Source organism: Streptomyces sp. NPDC047974 (assembly GCF_040653375.1).
Lineage (GTDB): Bacteria > Actinomycetota > Actinomycetes > Streptomycetales > Streptomycetaceae > Streptomyces.
This window is the reverse complement of record NZ_JBEZNU010000002.1, coordinates 320,613-344,222: the sequence shown is the minus strand read 5'-3', so window position 1 is coordinate 344,222 and position 23,610 is coordinate 320,613. Positions and strand designations below refer to the sequence as shown.

Annotated in this window: 18 protein-coding genes; 8 read left to right on the top strand and 10 right to left on the bottom strand. The window is 72.3% G+C overall.

What is annotated here, in order from left to right; genetic code table 11:
* The first annotated feature begins 48 nt into the window (after positions 1-48).
* Positions 49-1,314 carry an MFS transporter gene (locus tag AB0E19_RS04700; protein ID WP_362173216.1) on the top strand — a complete coding sequence of 422 codons (1,266 nt, stop codon included), beginning with the start codon at positions 49-51 and terminating at the stop codon, positions 1,312-1,314.
* Between the two features lie 9 nt (positions 1,315-1,323).
* Here AB0E19_RS04700 and AB0E19_RS04695 read toward each other — a convergent pair whose 3' ends face one another.
* A complete protein-coding gene (locus AB0E19_RS04695) occupies positions 1,324-1,890 on the bottom strand; it encodes an NUDIX domain-containing protein (protein ID WP_362173213.1) in 567 nt (188 codons plus the stop codon).
* 164 nt (positions 1,891-2,054) lie between these two features.
* Between AB0E19_RS04695 and AB0E19_RS04690 the strand changes: the two genes are divergently transcribed.
* Complete coding sequence (locus AB0E19_RS04690) at positions 2,055-2,396, top strand: GNAT family N-acetyltransferase (RefSeq protein WP_362173210.1); 342 nt, start codon at positions 2,055-2,057, stop codon at positions 2,394-2,396.
* A gap of 22 nt (positions 2,397-2,418) precedes the next feature.
* Here the strand turns inward: AB0E19_RS04690 and AB0E19_RS04685 are convergent, their stop codons facing one another.
* Complete coding sequence (locus AB0E19_RS04685) at positions 2,419-3,309, bottom strand: acetylxylan esterase (protein WP_362173207.1); 891 nt, start codon at positions 3,307-3,309, stop codon at positions 2,419-2,421.
* A gap of 144 nt (positions 3,310-3,453) precedes the next feature.
* On the bottom strand, positions 3,454-4,977 hold the full coding sequence (locus AB0E19_RS04680; protein WP_362173204.1) for a cytosine permease: 1,524 nt from the start codon (positions 4,975-4,977) through the stop codon (positions 3,454-3,456).
* Between the two features lie 474 nt (positions 4,978-5,451).
* Between AB0E19_RS04680 and AB0E19_RS04675 the strand changes: the two genes are divergently transcribed.
* Genes AB0E19_RS04675 through AB0E19_RS04665 form a run of 3 tightly spaced genes read left to right on the top strand, consistent with a single transcriptional unit; the run spans position 5,452 to position 9,088 of the window.
* On the top strand, positions 5,452-6,861 hold the full coding sequence (locus tag AB0E19_RS04675) for a family 2B encapsulin nanocompartment shell protein (RefSeq protein WP_362173200.1): 1,410 nt from the start codon (positions 5,452-5,454) through the stop codon (positions 6,859-6,861).
* 56 nt (positions 6,862-6,917) lie between these two features.
* Positions 6,918-8,180: a family 2 encapsulin nanocompartment cargo protein terpene cyclase gene (locus tag AB0E19_RS04670; RefSeq protein WP_362173197.1), complete on the top strand. Its 1,263-nt coding sequence runs from the start codon at positions 6,918-6,920 to the stop codon at positions 8,178-8,180.
* 29 nt (positions 8,181-8,209) lie between these two features.
* Positions 8,210-9,088, top strand: a complete 879-nt coding sequence (locus AB0E19_RS04665) for a geranyl diphosphate 2-C-methyltransferase (RefSeq protein ID WP_362173194.1) — start codon at positions 8,210-8,212, stop codon at positions 9,086-9,088.
* 55 nt (positions 9,089-9,143) lie between these two features.
* On the opposite strand, the gene AB0E19_RS04660 is transcribed toward AB0E19_RS04665, so the two are convergent.
* A complete protein-coding gene (locus tag AB0E19_RS04660; protein WP_362173190.1) occupies positions 9,144-9,980 on the bottom strand; it encodes a glycerophosphodiester phosphodiesterase family protein in 837 nt (278 codons plus the stop codon).
* 89 nt (positions 9,981-10,069) lie between these two features.
* Between AB0E19_RS04660 and AB0E19_RS04655 the strand changes: the two genes are divergently transcribed.
* Positions 10,070-10,192, top strand: a complete 123-nt coding sequence (locus tag AB0E19_RS04655; protein WP_362173187.1) for a hypothetical protein — start codon at positions 10,070-10,072, stop codon at positions 10,190-10,192.
* 64 nt (positions 10,193-10,256) lie between these two features.
* On the opposite strand, the gene AB0E19_RS04650 is transcribed toward AB0E19_RS04655, so the two are convergent.
* From AB0E19_RS04650 to AB0E19_RS04635, 4 genes are all read right to left on the bottom strand, one after another.
* Positions 10,257-11,699, bottom strand: coding sequence for a GH1 family beta-glucosidase (locus AB0E19_RS04650; RefSeq protein WP_362173183.1), 1,443 nt, complete (start codon positions 11,697-11,699; stop codon positions 10,257-10,259).
* A 110-nt stretch (positions 11,700-11,809) separates the two neighbouring features.
* Entirely contained in the window at positions 11,810-12,724 is a 915-nt protein-coding gene (locus AB0E19_RS04645) for a carbohydrate ABC transporter permease (protein ID WP_362173180.1), read from the bottom strand.
* Positions 12,725-12,727: 3 nt separating this feature from the next.
* On the bottom strand, positions 12,728-13,735 hold the full coding sequence (locus tag AB0E19_RS04640) for a sugar ABC transporter permease (RefSeq protein WP_362173177.1): 1,008 nt from the start codon (positions 13,733-13,735) through the stop codon (positions 12,728-12,730).
* A gap of 91 nt (positions 13,736-13,826) precedes the next feature.
* A complete protein-coding gene (locus AB0E19_RS04635; protein ID WP_362173174.1) occupies positions 13,827-15,164 on the bottom strand; it encodes an extracellular solute-binding protein in 1,338 nt (445 codons plus the stop codon).
* A 360-nt stretch (positions 15,165-15,524) separates the two neighbouring features.
* On the opposite strand from AB0E19_RS04635, the gene AB0E19_RS04630 reads away from it, so the two are divergent.
* Positions 15,525-16,547, top strand: coding sequence for a LacI family DNA-binding transcriptional regulator (locus tag AB0E19_RS04630; RefSeq protein ID WP_362173171.1), 1,023 nt, complete (start codon positions 15,525-15,527; stop codon positions 16,545-16,547).
* 272 nt (positions 16,548-16,819) lie between these two features.
* Here AB0E19_RS04630 and AB0E19_RS04625 read toward each other — a convergent pair whose 3' ends face one another.
* Together AB0E19_RS04625 and AB0E19_RS04620 are read right to left on the bottom strand one after the other, a co-directional pair.
* Positions 16,820-18,571, bottom strand: a complete 1,752-nt coding sequence (locus AB0E19_RS04625) for a glycoside hydrolase family 6 protein (RefSeq protein ID WP_362173168.1) — start codon at positions 18,569-18,571, stop codon at positions 16,820-16,822.
* Positions 18,572-18,624: 53 nt separating this feature from the next.
* Positions 18,625-20,202: a cellulase family glycosylhydrolase gene (locus AB0E19_RS04620; protein WP_362173165.1), complete on the bottom strand. Its 1,578-nt coding sequence runs from the start codon at positions 20,200-20,202 to the stop codon at positions 18,625-18,627.
* 315 nt (positions 20,203-20,517) lie between these two features.
* Here AB0E19_RS04620 and AB0E19_RS04615 point away from each other — a divergent pair, with 315 nt between their 5' ends.
* On the top strand, positions 20,518-23,433 hold the full coding sequence (locus tag AB0E19_RS04615) for a glycoside hydrolase family 48 protein (protein WP_362173162.1): 2,916 nt from the start codon (positions 20,518-20,520) through the stop codon (positions 23,431-23,433).
* Positions 23,434-23,610 lie beyond the last annotated feature (177 nt).

Genomic DNA, 23,610 nt, shown 5'->3' with positions numbered 1-23,610 from the left:
TCGTTCGGGACACTGGGGACCGCCAAAGGTCCGGACCAGCATCGTCAGGTGACCACCGAGCAGTCAGAACAGCAGACCACCCACGCCCTCCCGGCCGGCCCCCAGGACTCCCCGACTCCCTTGTGGGACCGCCGGTTCGGCCTCTACTTCACCGCCCGCGCGGTCTCCCTCCTCGGGGACGCGATGATGCCCGTGGCCGCCGCGCTCGCCGTCGGCGCGCTGTACGGCGTGACCGGCGTCGGCCTCGTCCTCGGCGCCTGGACCGGCACCTTCGTCCTCCTGGTCCTCTTCGGCGGCGTCCTCTCCGACCGCTTCGGCGCCCGCCGGATGATGGTCGGCGCCGACCTCGTACGCGTCGCCACCCAAGGAGTCCTGGCCGTCGCCTTCTTCGCCGGCAGGCCGCCGTTCTGGCTGCTCGTCGCCATGGCGGCGGTGGCCGGGGCGGCCGTCGCGATGTTCCTGCCCGGGGTGAACGGCATGGTCCCGCACGTGGCCCGCGACCCGCACCGGGCCAACGCCACCCTCAAGGTCGCCGACGCGCTCGCCCACCTCCTCGGCCCCGCCCTCGCGGGCCTGCTGATCGTCGTCGCCGACGCCGGCACGGTGTACGCCATCGACGCCGCCACCTTCCTCGTCAGCGCCCTCTGCCTCGCCCTGCTCCGCCTCGCCCCACAGGCCGACACGTCCCGTCAGGTGAAGGAGAGTTCGCTCCGGAGCGATCTGCGCCGAGGGTGGCGGGAGTTCCGCGCCCGCACCTGGATGTGGGCGGTGGTCCTCGTCTGGGTCGTCCACGGCGTGCTCGTCTTCGGCCCGCTGGTGCCGCTCGGCTCGGCCCTCATCGGCGCACGCCTCGGCCCGGACGCGTACGGCCTGGCGGTCTCCTTCCTCGGCGCGGGGACCGTGCTGGGCGGACTCCTGGCCCTCCGGCTGCGCCCCGCCCGCCCCCTCGCCGCCGGAGCCGGAGCGATGCTCCTCTACGGCGCGCTGCCGCTCGCGATCGCCCTGGACACCGGGCTGCCCGTCCTCCTCGCCGCGCACGCGCTGGCCGGGGCGGCGCTCGCCTTCTGGTCGGTGATGTGGGCCACCAGCGTGCAGACCCACACCCCGCCCGAGGTCCTCAACCGCGTCAGCGCCTACGAACTCGCCGGCTCGGTCTCCGGCATCTCCGCCGGCCAGCTCCTCGCCGGCCCCGCCACGGCCCTCACCAGCCCCCACCACTTCCTGCTCCTGTCGGCGGCGACGTGCGTGGCGGCGAGTGCCGCCCTGCTGGCCGTCCCGGCGATCCGCGGCCTCCGCCGCGCGCAGGGCACCTGAGCGCGGGGGCTACTCCTCCTCTCCGGCGGGCGGCTCGTCCCAGTCCCAGGCGCCGACGTACGCGGCCGTGCCGGTGCGCCGGGCCTCCGCGAAGGCGGTGAGGCGGGCGAAGTCGCGCGGCGGCATCAGCGGTCGCCACCGGGGGAGCGGCAGGACGCGCACCTCGTCGTGCTCGTCCGGGTCGAGCACGAGGCCCTCGATCTGCCGGTCGGTGAGGCGCCCGCCGTCGAAGACGTACCCGGCGGTCGCCAGCGGCCACGCGGCCCCCGGAAGCCCGAAGACGGCGGCGAGGAGACGGGGCGGTCCGTGCACCACGAGCCCCGTCTCCTCCTCCGTCTCCCGCACGGCGGTCCGCCACGGCCGTTCCCCCGCCTCGGCGGTGCCGCCCGGCAGCTGCCAGGGGTGGTCCGGGCTGTACACGGCGTGGAGCTGCACGGGCCGGTCGTCCATGTCGGTGAAGTACACGGCGCCGAAGAGGGTCGCCTTGGGCAGCGTCGCGACGAACTCGTCGACCGGGAGCATCGCCCGGCACCCCGCCGGGTCGGCGGCGGGGGCGGGGGAGGGCAGGGGGTGCATGTCGGGCCTCCGGGGTGGGGGAGTGCGGAGCGGCTTCGCCGGGTTCAACGAGCCCGCCCCGTTCGGAGTGCACAGCGGTTTCGGCCGTGCGCCCGCCCGCCACCTGCGGATACCGAGGCGTAGGGTGGAGTCGCGTCCGACCGCCACGACTCCGAAAGGCCCCCATGAGCGAGCAGACCGTCGCGCCCGTCGTCCGCCGCGTCGACGAGCGCCACCGGTACGAGATCCTCGTCGACGGAGCCCGGGCCGGGCTGACGGCCTACCGGGACCGCGACGACCGCCGCGTCTTCTTCCACACCGAGGTCGACGGGGCCTACGCGGGCCAGGGCCTGGCGGGGATCCTCGTCCAGCAGGCCCTGGACGACGTACGCGCCTCCGGCATGCGGATCGTGCCGGTCTGCCCGTACGTCGCCAAGTTCCTCAAGAAGCACGAGGAGTTCGCGGACATCACCGACCCGGTCACCCCCGACGTCCTCCAGTGGCTCGACGCCCGCCTGGGTCGCTAGGCCGTCTCCTCCGGGTCAGGGGTCAGACTCCGCCCGGGCCCGGGATCAGCCGGGCGCGTTCGTTGCGGTCCCAGCCCGACCACAGCCCGTCGTCCGCGCAGTAGCCGCAGCCGGGGCCGAAGAAGAACCCGCGCGCGTTCTCGTCGTCCATCAGCCAGAACCGCAGCCACGCCGTGGTCGGCGCGCGGAATGCGCCGCCGTCCCCGATGGACGACAGGTGACCGGCGCCCCGCACCTCGCCGTACACGGCGGGCAGGTGGTCCGAGTCGCGGTAGAGCGCCTTCACCAGCGCCGGCCACACCGTCAGGTCACGCTCGCCGGCCAGGTAGAAGACCGGTACGCCGGTGAGGTCGGGGTCCGTCAGAGGCCCCGGCTGGATCGGGACCGCCGTGTCCACGCGCGCGTCGACCGCCGCGTTCACCGCCGCCGCCCCGCCCTGCGAGTGCCCCGCCGAGCCGATGCGCGCCAGGTCGACCCGGCCGAAGTACTCGCTGCCCGGGTCGGCGTTCCGCCGCTCCAGGACGTCGATGCCGGCGCGCATGCTCAGCGCGAAGTTCGAGGTGGGCGTGTTGGCAGCGGCGACGATGAAGCCGTGGCTCGCCCAGTGCCGCAGCAGCGAGCTGTAGATCCCGGGTACGGCCCCGGTGCCGTTCCCCCAGATCACCACCGGGTGCCGCTCGCCCGAGGCCCCCATCGTGCGCGGGTGGTAGAAGGTGTGCACCACCTCGATGTCGACGTCCACCTCGTAGGGGCCGGGCCGGTCCCAGTCGGTGCCGACCGGCGGGATCCCCGCAGCCGTGACCGTGGTCGTGGCCGTCGTGTCCGGCTCCGCCGTCGCGGCCGGTGTCGCGCCGAGCGTCAGCAGCACGCCCAGCAGCAGGCCGCCCAGCAGGCGGCTCGTTCTCCCTGACATGGGAACTCCTCCGTCGTTCCGTGGGGTCGCGCGTCCACGCGACCGTGGCCAGGGACATCGTGGAGCGGCGCGCCCCGCCTGTCTGTGCGCGCGGGCCCAGTCCTGCGGGAGCGGGACTGGGCACCTGCCCAGCCCGGCGGAGCGTCAGCCGCCCGCCGGGGCAGCCGTGGCGGCGGTGGCCCGCGCCCGCAGGGTCAGCGCCGTGTACAGCCCGCCGGAGACGATCAGGCCCACGAGCCACCCGTAGGCGTCGAGCGGCGCCAGGAAGGGGAGCGGCGGATCCTCGCCCGCCCCGCCCACCGCGAGCACCCCGCCGGCCAGGAAGGCCACGACGGCCCGCCAGTTCCAGCCGCCCGCGTACCAGTACGGGCCTCCGCGCCGGTACAGCTCGGCCGGGCGCAGCCGGGTCCTGCGGACGACCCAGTACTCGGCGACGAGGATGCCGGACACGGTGCCGAAGAAGCCCTCGACCGTGTCCGCCCACTCCAGCACCGGGTAGTCGCCGGTGTCGCGGGTCTGCCACACGACCGCCGAGCCGACGAGCGCCGCCACCACCGCCGCCCCCCGGAAGCGGAGCAGCGACGGGACCGTGCTCGACAGGTCGTACGCCGCGGAGACCAGGTTCATCCCCAGGTTGGTGCAGAGCGTGGCGACGAGCAGCATGACCGCGGCGAGCAGGGTGCCGCCGGGCATGTCGCCCAGGGCGTGCCGCACCAGCGGACCGGAGCCGGACTCGTACCCGGACCCGGAGACCAGCGCCATCGTGTACAGCAGCGTCCCCGTCATCACGAGCGCGAGCAGCCCCGCGACGCCCGGCCGCGGCCCGGAGCCCGTCCGCTCCGCCCGCCGGCGGGCGCCGCCCAGGTGCACGAGGTCGGGCACGGTCAGGCCGACCGCGGCGAACAGGGCCGTCGCGGAGGCCAGCGCCGGCGCGGCCGCCGTCCAGAAGTCCGCGCCCCAGCCGATCGGCCGCTCGGGCGCGGGCAGCATCGGGCCCTCGGGGTACGCGTACACCCGGAGGTAGGTCACCAGGAGGCCCAGGATCAGCACCGGCGCGGCGAGGTTCGCGAAGACGCGCAGCCCGTTCGGACCCTTGGTGATGATCCACAGCTGGAGGCCGACGAAGACGAGGAAGGCCGGGCCCACGAAGCCGCCGAAGTCGGAGGAGTCGTCCCCGGCCGCGAGCAGCAGGAGGCCCTGCACGGCCAGGTCCGCCTGGAAGCCGAACCACACGCACGCCGAGGCGAAGCGGAGCATCGCGGGCAGCGCGGCGCCCCGGATGCCGAAGGCGCTGCGCGCGAAGACCGCGAAGGGCACCCCGTACCGGTCCCCGGCGTGCTCCACCAGGAACGACGGCAGCAGGACGAGCAGTTGGGCGATGCCGCAGATCAGCAGGGTCTGCTGCCAGGAGAAGCGGTCCTGGCCGGGCATCCCCGAGAGCATCAGGTGCGCGAGGCTCCAGGACACGCAGACCCAGACGGCGGCGAAGTCCCACCAGTGCCAGCGGAACTCCCCGGAGTCGGCCGGCAGCAGATCGGCGTTGGCGTACCGCGGGTCGGGCGCTCCCGGCGCCCCCGGCGGGGGAGCGGACCCCCGCGACGGCGCCTGCCCCCGCGCCCGAGCCGGCCCCTGTTCCCCCTGTGCGTACGGATCCGGTGACGCGCTCACCACGCTCCCCCCACGACCCCCTGGTCGCACTCCCGTCATCGTCCCACGAACGCCCGCTCGGGGCACAGGAGTCCGCGTTGACGCCCGCCGTTGACTTGTGTGATGGACAGGGCGGGTTGTCAAGAGGGGGCTGGTGGGGTCGAGGTGGCCGGAACGCATGCCGTCCGATCGGGGCGCCGGGGCACCCCGAGGCGCCCACCGGCCAGCTTGCCGCCCCGCCACCCCCACGCGTGGCGGAAAGTCGACCGACCGGGCGGTAAACCGGCCCACGAACAAGATCACTGCATCGAGGTAATGCCCCTCGGTCGGCAAGGCACGGCGTGCTGACGGACCGTTACTGTTCCCCGGGTCTGGGCGGACGGCATGACCACCTCCCCCCGGACCACCTCCCTCCGTACCTCCATTCCTCCCCTTCGACCGGTCCGGCGTGCCGCCGTGCCCGGTCACCACCCTCGCTAAGGAGAGACCGGTCCGATGACCGTCGACACCAGCCCGGAAGCCCAGGCGGCACCCCCGCAGCAGTCCCTCAGCACCCACGCCGCGCGGAACCTCGCCTCCACCACCAAGTCCGCCCCGCAGATGCAGGAGATCACCTCCCGCTGGCTGCTGCGGACGCTCCCGTGGGTGGAGACCAAGGGTGGCGCCTACCGGGTCAACCGCCGCCTCAGCTACACCGTCGGCGACGGCCGGGTGGAGTTCGTGCAGGACGGCGCCACCGTCCGCGTGATCCCCCGCGAGCTCGGCGAACTCGCCCTGCTCCGCGGCTTCGACGACGTCGAGGTGCTCACCGCGCTCGCCGACCGCTGCGTCCAGCGCGACTTCTCGGCCGGCGAGATCATCGTCACCCGCGGCAACCCGGCCGGCGAGATCCACCTCCTGGCCCACGGCCGCGTCGCCCAGACCTCCGAGGGACCCTACGACGAGGACATCGCCGTCGCCGTGCTCGGCGACGGCGACCGCTTCGGCGAGAACGCCCTGCTCGACGCCGACGCCACCTGGGACTACACGGCCACCGCCGAGACCGCGGGCACCCTGCTCACCCTCTCCCGCGCCGACTTCGCCGCCGTCATGGCGAACGCCCCGGCCCTCCAGGCCCACATCCAGGCGTTCTCCAGCCTCCCCGACCAGGCGCAGAACAAGCACGGCGAGGCCGAGATCGCCATGTCCTCCGGGCACGTCGGCGAGGCCGTCCTCCCCGGCGCCTTCGTGGACTACGAGCTCAAGCCGCGCGAGTACGAGCTCTCCGTCGCGCAGACCATCCTCAAGGTCCACACCCGCGTCGCCGACCTCTACAACGGCCCGCACAACCAGACGGAGGAGCAGCTCCGCCTGACCATCGAGGCCCTCCGCGAGCGGCAGGAGCACGAGCTCGTCAACAACCGCGAGTTCGGCCTGCTGCACAACGCCGACTTCAAGCAGCGCATCCAGACCCACTCCGGCCCGCCCACCCCGGACGACATGGACGAGCTGCTCAGCCGCCGCCGGGGCACCAAGCTCTTCCTCGCCCACCCGCGCACCATCGCCGCCATCGGCCGCGAGTTCAACGCCCGCGGGCTCTACCCGGACCACGTCGACCTCGGCGGCCAGTCCGTGCCGGCCTGGCGCGGCGTCCCGATCCTGCCCTGCAACAAGATCCCGATCACCAAGGAGCAGACCAGCTCCATCATCGCCATGCGTACCGGCGAGGAGAACCAGGGCGTCATCGGCCTGCGCCAGACCGGCCTCCCGGAGGAGTTCGAGCCCGGCCTCTCCGTCCGCTTCATGGGCATCAGCGAGCAGGCGATCATGTCGTACCTCGTCACCACCTACTACTCCGCCGCCGTCCTCGTGCCGGACGCCCTCGGCGTGATGGAGAACGTGCAGATCGCCCGCCGCCGCGACTGACACCCCGTCCGTCCCGGACCCGGGACGGACCAGCCCACCCAGCAAGGAGCTGACGGATGCCCGACCCCGGGCTCTCCCCCCTGCCGGCGCACCCGCCCGCGGCGGCGGCCCGCCTCGGGGCCGACGTCCTCGCCGCGGCGCTCGCCGGCCCGGCCGCCGAGGCGCCCGCGCCGGCCGCCGCGCCCGGCTGGATCCCCGGCGGACCCACCGGACTCGGCACGACCGCCCTCTCCCTCGCCCGTCCGGCGGCGGTCCCGGAAGCGTTCCCCGTGCCCGTCCCGGCGCCGGACGCCCTTCCGGAGCCCGCCGGGCAGCCGTCCGCCGCCCCCTCGGCGGCGGAGGGCCGGCCCATCCCGGGCCTCTACTTCCACCCCGTCCCCGACCCCGATCCCGTCCGCGTGGACGAGCTCAGCCGCCGGATCAAGGACTGGGCCCTGGACGAGGTCCAGCTCTACCCGGAGGAGTGGGAGGGGCAGTTCGACGGCTTCTCCGTCGGGCGCTACATGGTGGCCTGCCACCCCGACGCCCCGACCGTCGACCACCTCATGCTCGCCACCCGGCTCATGGTCGCGGAGAACGCCGTCGACGACTGCTACTGCGAGGACCACGGCGGCTCGCCGATCGGCCTCGGCGGCCGTCTCCTCATGGCGCACACCGCGCTCGACCCCGTCCACACCACCCCGGAGTACGCGCCGGCGTGGGCGGAATCGCTCGGCTCGGACGCCCCGCGCCGCGCCTACCGCTCCGCCATGGACTACTTCGTCCGGGCGGCCTCGCCCTCCCAGGCCGACCGCTTCCGGCACGACATGGCCCGGCTCCACATGGGCTACCTCGCCGAGGCGGCCTGGGCCGAGACCGACCACGTGCCCGAGGTGTGGGAGTACCTGGCCATGCGCCAGTTCAACAACTTCCGCCCCTGTCCCACCATCACCGACTCCGTCGGCGGCTACGAACTGCCGGCGGACCTGCACGCCAGGCCGGAGATGCAGCGGGTCATCGCCCTCGCGGGCAACGCGACGACCATCGTCAACGACCTGTACTCCTACACCAAGGAACTCTCCAGCCCCGGCGTCCACCTCAACCTGCCGGTGGTGCTCGCCGAGCGCGAGAAGCTCTCCGAGCGCGACGCCTACCTCAAGGCGATCGAGGTCCACAACGACCTCATGCACGCCTTCGAGGCCGCCGCCGCCGAGGTGGCCGCCGCCTTCCCCGTCCCCACCGTGCTGCGCTTCCTCAAGGGCGTCGCCGTCTGGGTCGACGGCAACCACTACTGGCACCAGACCAACACGTTCCGCTACAGCCTGCCCGACTTCTGGTAAACACCGTCCCGCAAGAAATGGATTCCTCTGTGACCACCGAGCTGACCTCCACCGACGCCTCCGCGATCATCCCCGGCCCGGCGACGCCGTACCAGGGCGACATCGCCCGCTACTGGAACGCCGAGGCGCGGCCCGTGAACCTGCGCCTCGGTGACGTGGACGGCCTCTACCACCACCACTACGGCATCGGCGCCGTCGACCACGCCTCCCTCGGCACCCCCGAGGACAGCGAGTACGAGAAGAAGCTCATCACCGAGCTGCACCGTCTGGAGTCCGCCCAGGCCGAGGTCCTCCTCGACCACCTCGGCACCGTCACCCCCGCCGACACCCTCGTCGACGCCGGCTGCGGCCGCGGCGGCTCCAGCGTCATGGCCCACCAGCGCTTCGGCTGCAAGGTCGAGGGCGTCACCCTCTCCTCCACCCAGGCGGAGTTCGGCAACCGGCGCGCCCGCGAGCTCGGCATCGACGACCACGTCCGCGCCCAGGTCTGCAACATGCTCGACACCCCGTTCGAGAAGGGCTCCGTCACCGCCTCCTGGAACAACGAGTCCAGCATGTACGTCGACCTCGACGACCTGATGGCCGAGCACTCCCGCTTCCTCAAGGTCGGCGGCCGCTACGTCACCATCACCGGCTGCTGGAACCCGAAGTACGGCCAGCCCTCCAAGTGGGTGTCCCAGATCAACGCCCACTTCGAGTGCAACATCCACTCGCGCCGCGAGTACCTGAAGGCGATGGCCGACAACCGCCTGGTGCCCCAGGCCGTCATCGACCTGACCCCCGACACGCTGCCCTACTGGGAGCTGCGCGCCACCTCGTCGCTGGTCACCGGCATCGAGGAGGCGTTCATCGAGTCGTACAAGGACGGCTCCTTCCAGTACGTGCTGATCGCCGCCGACCGCGTCTGATCCCCTGCGCGGCCGGTCAACGGGCCGGGTCCGTCCACCGCGACGGGCCCGGCCCTCAGCGCTGCCCGGCGCGCGCGGCGTTCCAGCCGGCCAGCTCCGCCGGACGGTCCGTGATCACCCCGTCCACCCCCAGATCGGCGAGCGCCCGCCAGCGCGCCGGCGCGTCGACCGTCCACACGTTCACCGCCACCCCCGCCGCCCGCAGCTCCGCCACCACACCCGGCCGGGCCGACAGACCCCGGTCCGACACGTGGTACGCGGCCAGGCCGAGGTCCCGCGCCACCGCCACCGGATCCTGGTCGAGCCGGTCCCGCAGCAGCGCCCGCGGCAGCTCCGGCGCCAGCTCCCGCGCGTACCGCAGCGACACCGCGTCGAAGCTCTGCACCACCACCCGCTCCGCCATCCGCTGCTCCCGCACGTCCCGCACGATCCGCGCCACCTCCGCCCGGGAGTGCGCCCCCTTGACCTCCAGGAGCAGCCGCCCGCCCCGCTCCCGCAGGTCCGCCAGCTGCGCGGCGAGCGCCGGCACCCGGGCCCCGGCAAAGGACGGCGCGAACCAGGCGCCCGCGTCCAGCTCGTCCAGCTCCGCCGAGGTCAGCTCCCGCACCGCGCCCGAACCGTCGGTCGTCCGGTCCACCGTCGCGTCGTGCACCACGTACGGCACCCCGTCGCGGCTCGGCCGGACGTCGTTCTCGATCCACTCCGCCCCGCCCCGGCGCGCCACCTCGCCCGCCACCAGCGTGTTCTCGGGCGCCGCCGAGGACGCGCCCCGGTGGGCGATCACCGTGAGGGTACGGGCCGGGGCCGCCGTCGGCGCGGGGGCGGCCACCAGGAGCGCGGTGAGCGCGGCACCGGCGAGCGCGGCGCGGCGGCGGAGGCGTACGGGAGTCACGGGCGGTGACCCTACCGGCGGCCCCGGACCGTACCGCCGCGACGCACCGGCGCCGAACCCCTCGGTGATGCGTCCGGGTCTGCGGCATCGTGGGAGGGCGCCCGGAGCCGTGCCATGGGGGACACCGGCCGGGCCCGGGACGGCTCGACGCGCTCGGCGAGGGCGTCGCCGGCGGCATCTACGTCATCGGCTACCGGGTCGTCGACATCTGAGGAACCATCGGACATGCCCGGTGGCCGTGCCGGTGAGGACCGGCACGGCCACCGGGCCGTCGGCTCAGTCCGCTTCGGGCGCCCGCAGCTCGCCCGAGCGGGCCACGCCCGCGTACCAGCGTGCGCTGGTCTTCGGGGTGCGCCGCAGGGTGTCGTAGTCGACGTGGACCATGCCGAACCGCTTCGCGTAGCCGTACGCCCACTCGAAGTTGTCGAGGAGCGACCACAGGTAGTAGCCGCGGACGTCGATGCCGTCGGCGATCGCCCGGTGCACCTCCGCCAGGTGCGCGTGCACGTAGGCGGTGCGCTCCGGGTCGTGCACCCCGCCGTCCTCGCCGACCGCGTCCTCGTACGCGGCGCCGTTCTCGCTGATCACCAGCGGCAGCCCCGGGTACGCCTCCGAGGTCCGGCGCAGCAGGTCGTACAGGCCGCTCGGGTCCACCGGCCAGCCCATCGCCGTCCGCTCGCCGGGCGCGCGGTGGAAGGCGACGGAGTCGGCGCCCGGCCACGGCGAGTGGGCGCTGTCGCCGTGCCCGTCGTCCTGCGGCTTCTCCTCGCCCTCGGCGACGTGCGCCACGAGCGTGGGCGCGTAGTAGTTGATGGCGAGGAAGTCCAGCGGCTGGTTCGCCGTCGCCGTGTCGCCGGGCTGCACGAAGGACCAGTCGGTCAGGTGGCGGGTGTCGGCGATCAGGTCCTCGGGGTAGGCACCCTCCAGCATCGGGCCGAGCCAGACGCGGTTGCCGACGGCGTCGATCCGGCGGGCCGCCTCCAGGTCCTCGGCGGAGCCGCTGCGCGCCCGTACCTCGTGCAGGTTGAGCGAGACCGCGATCCGACGGTCCGCCGGCAGCGAGGCGCGCAGCGCCTGGACGGCGAGCCCGTGGCCGAGGTTGAGGTGGTGCGCGGCGCGCAGCGCGGCGACCGGGTCGGTGCGGCCGGGGGCGTGCACCCCGGAGCCGTACCCGAGGAAGGCGCTGCACCAGGGCTCGTTGAGCGTGGTCCACCGCTTGACGCGGTCGCCGACGGCGTCGGCGACGATGCCCGCGTACTCGGCGAACCGCTCGGCCGTCGCGCGCTCGGGCCAGCCGCCCGCGTCCTCCAGCTCCTGCGGCAGGTCCCAGTGGTAGAGGGTGAGGGCCGGCTCGATGCCGGCGGCGAGCAGCTCGTCGACGAGCGACCGGTAGAAGTCCAGGCCCTTCTGGACGGCCGGACCCCGGCCGGTGGGCTGGACGCGGGACCAGGAGACGGAGAACCGGTAGGCGTTCAGGCCGAGTTCGGCCATGAGCCCGACGTCCTCGCGGAAGCGGTGGTAGTGGTCGACGGCCACGTCCCCGGTGTGGCCCTCGAAGACCTTGCCGGGGGTGTGGGAGAAGGTGTCCCAGATGGACGGGGTGCGGCCGTCCTCACGGGCGGCCCCCTCGATCTGGTAGGCGGCGGTCGCCGCGCCCCAGAGGAAGTCGGAGGGGAACGTGCGGGTGGCGGTGAGCGGCCGGGTCTCGGACGCGGTCATAGGAGGGCGCTCCCAACGCGGGGTACGGGTCGGCCCGTGACGGGTCCGGCGACTGCGGCGGACCCGTACGGAGCCGAGAGGGTGGCGGTACGGAGAGGAGGGCGGGCCGGTCAGCTCTTGACGGCGCCGGCGGTGATGCCGCCCACGATGTGCTTGCCCAGGAAGGCGAAGACCAGCAGCAGCGGCACGGTCGATATCAGCGCGCCGGTCAGGACGATCGCGTGGTCGACGGTGTGGTTGCCCGCGCCGAGGCCGGCGAGCGCGACCTGGAGGGTCGGGTTGCCGTCCGGGGTGAGCGCGATGAAGGGCCAGAAGAAGTCGTTCCAGGACTGCACGAAGACGAGCATGCCGAGCACCGCCATCGCCGGGCGGGCCACCGGGAAGACCACGTGCCAGATGATCCGCAGGCTGTGCGCCCCGTCCATGCGGGCCGCCTCGACCAGCTCGACGGGGAGCGCCTCGACGAGGAACTGGCGCATGAAGAAGACGCCGAAGGCCGCGACGAGCGAGGGCAGCACGACCGACTGGAGCTGGTCGAACCAGCCGAGGTCGGTGATGATCTGGTACAGCGGGATGACGCTGAGCTGCGGCGGGATGGTCATCGTGGCGACCACGAGGGAGAGCAGCATGCCGCGCCCCTTGAAGGGCAGTTTGGCGAAGGCGAAGCCGGCGAGCGTGGAGAAGAGGACGGTGGAGGCGGCCACCAGGCTCGCCACGACCGTGGTGTTGATCAGCGCCTCGCCCATGTCGACCTGGTCCCAGGCGAAGCCGAGGTTGTCGAGGAGGCGGGAGCCGGGCAGCAGCGGTGCGGGGGCCTGGACCACCCGGTCGCCGGTGTGCGAGGCGGCGACCACGTTCCAGTACAGCGGGAAGAGCGAGACCACCGTGGCGACGACGAGCAGCACGTAGGTGAGCGGTCCCGCGTGGTGCTGCCGGCCCGCGGTCTGGCGGAAGCGGCGGCGCGGCGGGCGCTCTCCGGCCGTCTTCGGTTCGACGGCGGGCGTGGAGTCGAGGGTGCGGGCCATGGGTCAGTCCCCCAGCTTCTTGCGGTTGCGGCGGGAGACGAGGGCCTGGATGCCGCCGATGAGCAGCAGGAGCGCCAGCATGACCCAGGCGATCGCGGAGGCGGAGCCCAGCGCGCCGGTGATCCAGCCCTTTTCGTACATCAGGAGGCTCAGTGTCTGGAACTGGTGGCCGCTGCCGCCGCTGATGCCGACGCTGCCGCCGAAGAGCATCGGTTCGCCGAAGAGCTGGGTGGCGCCGATGGTGGAGACGATGATCGTGAAGAAGATCGTCGGCCGGATGGAGGGGATGGTGACGCTGAGGAACTGGCGCCAGCGGGAGGCGCCGTCGAGCGAGGCCGCCTCGTAGAGGTCCTGCGGCACGGCCTGCATGGCGGCCAGGTAGATCAGCGCGTTGTAGCCGGTCCAGCGCCAGGTGACGATGACGGAGATCGCGATCTGCGCCGGCCACTTGGAGTTCTTCCAGTCGATCGGCCCGATCCCGACCCAGTCGAGCAAGCTGTTGATCATGCCGTAGTCGGTGTTGAAGAGCTGGGCGAAGACCAGCGTCGCCGCCGCGATCGAGGTGGCGTACGGGGCGAGGATCGCGACCCGGAAGAAGCCGCGGCCGCGGAGCTTGTAGTTCAGCAGGTGGGCGAGGCCGAGGGCCATCAGCAGCTGCGGGACGGTGGAGATGACACCGATGGTGAAGGTGTTGAGGAGCGCGTTCCAGAAGAACTCGCTGGTGGCGAGGTCGGTGTAGTTCTCCAGGCCCTTCCACTCGGCGGTGCCGCCGAGTTCGACCCGGTTGAGCGAGAGCCAGCCCGTGTAGATCAGCGGGAAGAGGCCGAAGGCGGCGAAGGTCAGGAAGAAGGGGGCGACGAAGACGTACGGGATCGCCTTGACGTCCCAGCGGTAGAGGGTGCTGCGCCAGCCGCCCGGGCCGGAGCGTCGGCGGCGGCCGCGCGGGGCGGGCGGGGAGGGCGGTGCGGGGGGCGGGGTGCCGCCCCGCTCCGCCCGTACGGAGGTGGCCACGGGTGGCGTCCTTCCAGGTCGATGCGTGCGGTGGTGCGGACGGCGCCGGCCCGCCGCCGGCAGGTGGCGGCGGGCCGGCACGCGGTCCCCGCTACTGGGCGATCTTGTCGTCGACCAGCTTCTTGACGTTCTCCCAGGCCTTGGCCGGGTCGGTGCCCCGCTGCTCGATGTCGAGGATGCCGTTGTCGGTGAGGAAGGTCTTCACCTGGCCGTCGTAGCGGCTGATGACGGCGGGGGTGATGCCGGCCGCCGCCGAGGAGAAGATCTTGCCGACCGGGGTGTCGCCGAAGTACGGCAGCTTGGCGTTCTGCACCGCCGGGGAGAGGAGGGTGTCCTTGGAGGACGGGATGTTGCCGTTCACCGCGAAGACCTTGGCGTGCTGCTCGGGGGCGGTCAGCCAGGCCGCGAGCTCGGCGGCCTCCTTCGGGTGCTTGCTCGCCTTGGGGACGCCGAGGAAGGCGCCGCCCCAGTTGCCGGCGACCGGCGGCGCGGCGATGTCCCACTTGCCCTGGTTGGCGGGGCCGGCCTGGTCCTTGATGATGCCGGTCATCCAGGACGGGCAGGCGACGGTGGCGAACTTGGAGTTCTTGAAGGCGGCGTTCCAGGTGCCCGCCTCGTCGAACTGGCGCAGCTTGGCGGTGAGTCCGCCCTCGGCGGCCTTGACGCCGAGCTCCCAGGCCTTCTTCACGCCGGGGCTGTTCTCCCAGTCGAGCTTGCCGCTGGAGTCGGCGTACTGGACGGGGTCGCTGGAGAGCACCGCGTTGAACAGGCCGCTCGCGGAGTCGTGGAAGGCGGTGCCGGCCGGCGCCTTCTTCTTGTACGTCTCGCCGACCGTGAGGAACTTCGCCCAGTCGCCGCTCCACAGCTTGCCGACCTCGTCGCGCTCGGTGGGCAGTCCGGCCTTGGCGAAGAGGTCCTTGTTGTAGCAGACCGCCATGGGGCCGATGTCGGTGCCGAGGCCGATGACCTTGCCGTCGGCGGTGGTGGCCTGCTTGACCTTCCAGTCGAGGAACTTGGAGGTGTCGGCGCCGCCCTCCTTGACGACGTCCAGCCACTTGGCGGCCATGCTCGGGCCGGTGGCCTCGGCGATGTAGCCGACCTCGATCGCCTGGATGTCGGCGGTGCCGCTGTTCTGGGAGAGGCGCAGCTTCAGGGTGTCCCAGTACTTCTGACCGTCGGAGACGTTCGACTCCTCGATCTTGATGTTCGGGTGGAGCCGCTCGTACTCGGCGTAGAGCTTCGCGCCGGTCTTGTTGTCGTAGCCGAACGAGCCGAAGGTGCCGACGCGCAGGGTGATCTTCCCGCCGTCCTTCCCGGCCTCGTCGTCCTCGTCGCTTCCGCAACCGGTGAGCAGGACCGTCCCGGTCACCACTGCGGCGACCGCCGCGGCGGCCGTACGGCGTCCGCGTCTGCTGCTGGAAGTGCCCATTCCACTCTCCTCGTCCAAGGTGGTGCTCGTTGTGCGCCAAGAGGTCCGGTCGGCTGCTCGCGGCTCGGCGGGCCCTGCGCGGACCTGATGCAGGCTGTGCCGCCCCCCTGATGGGAGCGCTCCCACGTCGTTGCCGGAAGGTTGCCGCCGGGGGGGTGGGGGTGTCAAGACATGAACGCGGATTCGTTACCGGAAGGTGTTCCGCGGGTTTCCGGAGCCCCCGGCGCCGGTCTTCACGTCATCTCCTGAACGCGCGCGTGGCGGATTCGCGTCGCCGTACTCTAGGGTGGGAGCGCTCCCATTCCGGTGTGCCCGGCTCTGGCGAGCGGCACGAGGTCCGACGAGGGGAGCACGGCGACGGTGAACGGACGGCAGAACAGCAGACCCACCCTGGAGCAGGTCGCGGCCCGCGCCGGAGTCGGCCGGGGCACCGTCTCGCGGGTCATCAACGGCTCCCCGCGCGTCAGCGAACAGACCCGCGCCGCCGTGGCCCGGGCCGTCGCCGAACTCGGCTACGTACCCAACCAGGCCGCCCGCGCCCTCGCCGGCAGCCGCACGGACGCCGTCGCCCTCGTCATCCCCGAGGCCGAGGCGCGGCTCTTCGCCGAGCCCTACTTCCTCGACCTCATCCGCGGCGTCAGCGCCGAACTGGCCGAGGCCGACAAGCAGTTGCTGCTCACCCTGGTCCGCAGCGAGCAGGAGCGGCAGCGCTTCGAGCAGTACCTCGCCGCCCAGCGCGTCGACGGCGTCCTGCTCGCCTCCGTGCACGGCGACGACCCGCTCCCCGACCGCGTCCGCGAACTCGGCATCCCGGTCGTCATGAACGGCCGACGCTCCGAGGCCGAATCCGTCCCGTACGTCGACTCCGACAACATCGGCGCCGGCCGCGCCGCCGTCGCCCACCTCGTCGGCGGCGGCCGGCAGCGCATCGCCACCGTCACCGGCCCCCTGGACATGTACGTGGCCCGGGCCCGCCTCGGCGGCTACCGCGCCGGCCTCGCGGAGGCGGGCCACGCCCCCGACGAGGGCCTGGTCGCCGCCGGCGACTTCACCGAGGACGGCGGCCGCGCGGCCATGCGCGAGCTCCTGGAGCGCCGCCCCGGCCTGGACGCCGTCTTCGCCGCCTCCGACGTCATGGCCGCCGGAGCCCGGGCCGCCCTCCGCGAGGCCGGCCGGCGCGTCCCCGAGGACGTCGCCCTCGTCGGCGTCGACGACTCCCCGGTCGCCCGCCTCATGGACCCGCCGCTCACCAGCGTCCGCCAGCCCATCGAGGAGATGGGCCGCACCATGGCCCGCATGCTCCTCGACGATGCCACGGGCACCCGGGAGGACACCCCGAAGCGCGTCCTGCCGACGGAACTGGTGGTCCGGGAGTCCTGCTGACGGGCCTTGCGCCGGCGCGCGTGCCGCCGGCGGGTCTTCTGCCGCCGGGCCTCCTGTGGAGGGGCGGGCTGCCGGCGTCTCCTGCCGCCGGGTCTTCCGCCGGGCGTGCTGCCGGCGGGTCTTCCGCCGCCGGTCTTCCGCCGAGGGGCCTCCTGGCGGCCGGCGGCATGCGAGAGGCCGGACGGGGTTCCCGGGCCCGTCCGGCCTTTGTCGCTTCCCCACGGGGCGCCGTCCCGGTCCCGCCGGGCCGGGACGGCGCCCCCTGCGAGGGGTTACAGCGCGGGGTGCGCGTTCTTCATGAGCTCCTGGAACTGGGCCGAGAACCACTGGCCCGAGATCGGGGCGTCGGGGAGCGCGCCGGACATGCTGTTGCCGTTACGGGCGTTGCCCGTGTAGGTCGGGTCGCACATGCGGTCGAAGCCCTTGCCCTCGGTGTTCGGGATCTCCTTCGACGCGCCGTCGGACTCGCCCGGGGGCTTCATCCAGACGTACGCGTCGATGCCCGCGGCGGGAGCCGCCTGGGGCCGCTCGCCGAGGCCGGCGCCGGACTGGTTGCACCAGTTGCCGAGGTGGATGCGGCGGTCGTAACGGCCGCCGTTCACGTAGGTGTCGACACTGGTGAGAGCACCCGGGGCGGTGGGCCGGGCAGTGCCGCCCCAGCCGTTGCGGGAGGTGTCGATCAGCATGCCGAGCTTGCTGTCGAAGCCGATCGAGACGAGCTTGTCGCGCATCGCCTGGGCGTAGGACAGCTCGTCCGTGTACTGGTTCCAGTCGATCCACTTCGACGTGCGCACGGAGGTGCCGTTGACGCTGTCGGAGATCTTGAAGTGGTCCTCCTTCAGGGCGCTGTAGTTGGCCGTGTTCACGATGAAGCCGTGGACGTTGGCGACTGTGGAGCCCTCGGCGGTCGCGGCCGTCTTGAACAGCTCGGCGGAGGGACCGAAGTTGGAGTCCCAGCCCAGCCAGCCGTGGTGGCCCGCGTCGACGTAGTTGTAGACGTTGGGGATCGCGCCGAGCTTGTTGAGCGCGTAGCCGACGCCCTTGATGTAGTTGCCGTTCGCCTTCATCACGTCGCAGTTGTCGGTCGCGGTGGGGCGGCCGGAGACGTTGGTGACGAGGTTCGGGAGCGAATCGATCTCGACCGTGGTGACGATCCGCAGGCCCGCGTACTTCGGGTCGGCGAGGATCGCGGCGATCGGGTCGATGTACTCGCTCTTGTAGCGGTCGATCTCCGTCGGGCCCAGCTCGCCGTTGGAGGCGAGCGCGGCGCAGTCGCGGCCGGGCAGGTTGTAGACGACCAGCTGGACGACCAGCTCGCCGGAGCCCTTCTGCACCAGGGCCTCGTCGAGGTGGGCGCGCAGGCCCCGGGCGCCGGGCGTGCCGTTGATGGCGGCGATGCGGTCCATCCAGACGCCGGTGGGCTGGTCGGCGATCCGGCTGCCGCCCGGCTCCGCCGCGGCCTTGGCGCGCCAGTCCGGGTTGACGTACACCTTGGCCCCGGCGTACGGGTTGTCGGCCTTCGCGCCCGGCGGGGTGGTGGGCGGCGTGGTCGGCGGGGTCGTCGGCGGCGTGGTGGGCGGGGTGGTCGGCGGGTCGGTCGGCTGGGTGGCGGTGTTGCAGGTGACGCCGTTCAGCTTGAAGGTGGCGGGCACCGCGTTGGTGCCGCTGTAGGAGCCGTTGAAGCCGAAGGACGTCGAACCGCCGGTCGCGAGCGCCCCGTTGTAGGACATGCTCTTGGCGGTGACGGCGGCGCCGGACTGGGTGATGGTGGCGTTCCAGCCCTGGGTCACCTGCTGGTTGCCGGCGTAGGACCACTCCAGGGTCCACGAGGACGTCGGGTCGCCGGTGTTGGTGACGACGACGTTGGCGCCGAAGCCGGTGCTCCACTGGTTGGTGACGGAGTAGTCCACCTTGCAGCCGGGGGTGGCTGCGCCGGCGGTGGAGCCGAAGACCGTGGCGGTCGCTCCGGACGCTGCGATGAGGCCGAGGGCCGCCAGGAGGGCGGTACGGCTGGTGCGGCTCATGGGGGTGGGGATTCCTTTCTGGGGATTCTTCGGATGTACGTGACCGGCGGAGGTCACGGGGCGAGGGCGCGCAGGTGGTCGCGCAGCCCGATGCCGAATGCGGTGGGCGTGCCGTCGTACGAGGTGATCAGCGCGGGACCGGAGTTGCAGTTCCAGGTGTTCCAGGTCCAGCCCAGGTACGAGAGCCCGCGGTCGTCGAACCACTCCATGACGCGGTCGATGAACGCGTGCCCGCAGGTGTTCTCGCCGATCTCGCCCGCGAGGAGAGGCACTTGGGCGGCCACGGGGGCGAGGGTGTCGTTCCAGCACGTCTCGGTGGAACAGGTGTTGAAGTTGTAGACGTGCCAGGCGGCGGCCAGGTTCGCCGCCGGATCCGTGGGGCGGTACGTGAGCCACTGGCTCAGGTCGTTGGAGTACGCGATGCCCGGGACGAGGACGAGGTTCTTCGCCCCCGTGGCGCGGACCGCGTCCACCAGGTCCTGCATGCCGGCGACCTCGTACCCGATGCCGGGACAGGTGCCGCCGTCGCGCCAGCAGGTCCATGCCTGGGTCGCGGTGGAGGTCGCCCGGTCCGGATAGGGCTCGTTGAAGAGGTCGAGGACGACCCGCTTGTCGTTCTTGAAGGTGTTCGCCACCGAGGTCCAGAACGCCGGGGTGTACTGGGCGTTCGGCATCGGCTTCTGGCAGCTGGCGTGCACGTCGGCGCAGCCGGAGGAGTTTCCGGTGTACTGGCCGTGGGTCCAGTGCAGTTCGACGACCGGGGTCATGCCGTGGGCGAGGACCTTGGTCACCAGGTCCTTGACGGCGTCGATGTAGTTCGTGCCCCGGTACTCGGGCTTGATGTTGTCCAGGCCCAGCCAGCACTCCTCGTTGAGGGGGATGCGGACCGTGTTGGCCTTCCAGTCGGCGATCGCCTTGACGGAGGCGTCGTCGACCGGACCGTCCCAGATCCCGTAGCCCTGCACGCACATGAACTCGCCGCCGGAGCGGTTGACGCCGAGGAGTCGGCGGACAGCACCGTTCTGGTCGGTGAACTTGTTGCCGGTGACGGTGAGTTCGGGCGCGCCGGAGACCGGGGTGGGCGGCGGAGAGGTGGGCGGGGTGGTGGGTGGTGTGGTCGGGGGAGTGGTGGGCGGGGTGGTCGGAGGGTCGGTCGGGGGAGTCGTGGGCGGAGTGGTCGGAGGCGTACCGGTGGGCGGAGTGGTCGGCCCGTCCGCGTTGCAGGGCACACCGCCGAGCGTGAACGCGGTCGGGGCCGTGTTGGCCCCCGTCCACGAGGCGATGAAGCCCGTCGTCACCTGCGCGCCGGAGCCGAGAGAGGCGTTCCAGCTCTCGTTGACGACGGTCACGGCGGCGCCGGACTGGGTCCACTTGCCGCCCCAGCCCTGGCTGACCTGCTGGCCGGCCGGGAAGGAGAAGCCGAGGCTCCAGCCGTTCAGCGCCGTGCTGTTGTTCGTGACGGTGACGGCACCCTGGAAGCCTCCGGTCCACTGGTTGGTGACCGAGTACTCCACGGTGCAGACGGGTGCGGCCGCGGCTCCTGAGGCCGTACCCACGACGGCGAGCGCGGTGCTCGCCATCGTGACCGCTGCTCCTGAGAGCAGCGCGGTGAGACGTGGGGGTCGTCGCATGAGCGAGTCCTCACAGCGAGGGCACGCCCCCTACGGCGTGCCGACTGGATGGAATCGCTCCCACTGGTCGGGCAGACCGTAGCGGCAACGGCGGCCAAGCAAAAGAGGAGTTGGGGAAATTGCTCGTCGTTTGCCTTCGACTCTTCACGCATCTTGACGTGGTTGCGTCACGCTTGCACAGTGGGAGCGCTCCCACTGGTTCATGGCTTGTTCACGCACCCCCCGTACGGCCCGTTTCCCCGCACCACGACCGCGCTCCGTACGGCCCGCTCTTCGCACCACCCGACCTCCCGAGCCGCGAGGAGATCCACCCGCATGCAACGCCTGAGACCACGCCGCCCACGCAGGCACCTGACCGCCCTGACCGCCGCGCTCGCGCTCCCCCTCGGCCTGCTGGCCGCCGGCGCCGGAGCCGGCACCGCGCAGGCCGCCGCCATCGCGTGCAGCGTCGACTACAAGACCAACGACTGGGGTTCGGGCTTCACCGCCGAACTCACCCTCACCAACCGGGGCACCGCCGCCATCGACGGCTGGACCCTCACCTACTCCTACGCCGGTGACCAGAAGCTCACCAACGGCTGGAGCGGGGTCTGGTCCCAGACCGGAAAGAACGTCACCGTCACCAACGCCGGCTGGAACGGCACGATCGCCGCCGGCGCCGCCGTCACGGCCGGCGGCCAGTTCACGTACAGCGGCGCCAACGCCGCCCCGACGGACTTCGCCGTCAACGGCACGTTCTGCGCCGGCGCCCACCAGCCGCCGGTCGCCGTCCTCACCAGCCCCGCCGCCGGCGCGGTCTACGCCCAGGGCGACGCCGTCCCGCTCGCGGCCACCGCCGCCGCGGCCGACGGCGCCACCGTCGACAAGGTCGAGTTCTACAGCGACACGACCCTGCTCGGCACCGACACCACCGCGCCCTTCACCTACAGCGCCGCGGGCCTCGCCACCGGCGCCCACTCGCTCTACGCCAAGGCGTACGACAGCCAGGGCGCCTCCGGCGAGTCCGCCCCGGTCGGCATCACCGTCGCCGCCGGCCCCGCGCTCGTCGCCACCCCCGGCCAACTGGCCGTCCGCCAGGGCTCCACCGGCACCTTCGACCTCAAGCTGTCGAAGGCCCCGACGGCGAACGTGACCGTCACCGTGGCCCGCGCCTCGGGCAACACCGGTCTGACGGCCTCCCCGGCCACGCTCACCTTCACCCCGGCGAACTGGAACACGGCCCAGAAGGTGACCGTCACCGCCGCCGCGACCGGCACCGGCGTCGCCGTCTTCACCGCGACCGCCCCCGGCCACGCCGCGGCCGAGGTCCAGGCCACCCAGCTCGCCGCGGACTCCACCTACGACGCCCGCTTCCTCGACCTGTACGGGAAGATCACCAACCCGGCCAACGGCTACTTCTCGCCCGAGGGCATCCCGTACCACTCCGTCGAGACCCTGATCGTCGAGGCCCCCGACCACGGGCACGAGACGACCTCGGAGGCGTACAGCTACCTCATCTGGCTCCAGGCCATGTACGGCAAGATCACCGGCGACTGGGCCAAGTTCAACGGCGCGTGGGACACCATGGAGAAGTTCATGATCCCGACCCACGCCGACCAGCCGACGAACTCCTCCTACAACGCCTCGAAGCCCGCCACCTACGCCCCCGAGTGGGACCTCCCCTCGCAGTACCCGGCGCGCCTCGACTCCGGTGTCACCTCCGGCTCCGACCCGATCGCGGCCGAGCTGAAGAGCGCCTACGGCACCGACGACATCTACGGCATGCACTGGATCCAGGACGTCGACAACGTCTACGGCTTCGGCAACGAACCGGGCAAGTGCGCCGCCGGACCGACGGCGACCGGCCCCTCCTACATCAACACCTTCCAGCGCGGACCGCAGGAGTCCGTCTGGGAGACCGTCACCCACCCGACCTGCGACAACTTCTCCTACGGCGGCAAGAACGGCTACCTCGACCTCTTCACCGGGGACGCGTCCTACGCCAAGCAGTGGAAGTACACCAACGCCCCCGACGCCGACGCCCGCGCCGTCCAGGCCGCCTACTGGGCCGACCTCTGGGCCAAGGAGCAGGGCAAGGGCGCGCAGGTCTCCGCCACGGTCGGCAAGGCCGCCAAGATGGGCGACTACCTGCGGTACGCGATGTTCGACAAGTACTTCAAGAAGATCGGGAACTGCGTCGGCCCCACCGCCTGCCCGGCCGGCACCGGCAAGGACAGCTCCCACTACCTGATGTCCTGGTACTACGCCTGGGGCGGCGCCGTCGACACCTCCGCCGGCTGGTCCTGGCGGATCGGATCCAGTCACGCCCACGGCGGCTACCAGAACCCGCTCGCCGCGTACGCGCTCAGCGAGTACGCCCCGCTCAAGCCCAAGTCGACCACCGGGCAGGCGGACTGGGCGACCAGCCTCGACCGGCAGCTGGAGTTCTACCGCTGGCTCCAGTCCAGCGAGGGCGCCATCGCGGGCGGTGCCACCAACAGCTGGCAGGGCCGCTACGCCACCCCGCCGGCCGGCACCCCCACCTTCCACGGCATGTACTACGACGAGAAGCCCGTCTACCACGACCCGGCGTCGAACCAGTGGTTCGGCTTCCAGGCCTGGTCCATGGAGCGCGTCGCCGAGTACTACCAGCAGACCGGTGACACCGCCGCGAAGACCGTCCTCGACAAGTGGGTCTCCTGGGCGCTGTCCAAGACCACCATCAACCCCGACGGCACCTTCCGCATCCCGTCCACCCTCCAGTGGTCCGGCGCGCCCGACACCTGGAACGCGGCGAACCCCGGCGCCAACAACGGCCTGCACGTCACCGTGGCCGACTACACCAACGACGTCGGCGTCGCCGCCGCCTACGCCAAGACCCTGACCTACTACGCGGCCAAGTCCGGCCACGCGGAGGCCAAGCGGGTCGCCAAGGCCCTGCTCGACGGCATGTGGGACCACCACCAGGACCCGCTCGGCATCGCCGTCGAGGAGACCCGCGCCGACTACAACCGCTTCGACGACCCGGTCTACGTCCCGAGCGGCTGGACCGGCGTGATGCCGAACGGCGACGCGGTGAACAACACCTCCACCTTCGCCTCGATCCGCTCCTTCTACCAGGACGACCCGGCCTGGCCGAAGATCGAGGCCTACCTGGCGGGCGGCGCCGCCCCCGTCTTCACCTACCACCGGTTCTGGGCCCAGGCGGACATCGCCCTGGCCATGGGCTCGTACGCGGAGCTGCTCGAATAACAGCCCGCCCCGCGAGAGCGGGCTCCGCGTACGACGAGGCCGGGCGGTCCCCGAAGGGGGCCCGCCCGGCCTTCGGCTTAGGCGGGTGGGGATATTCAGGACATTGGATCCGAGACCTTGGATCCTGGATCCAACCTCCTGGATCCAACCTCCTGGATCCAACCTCCTGGATCCAAC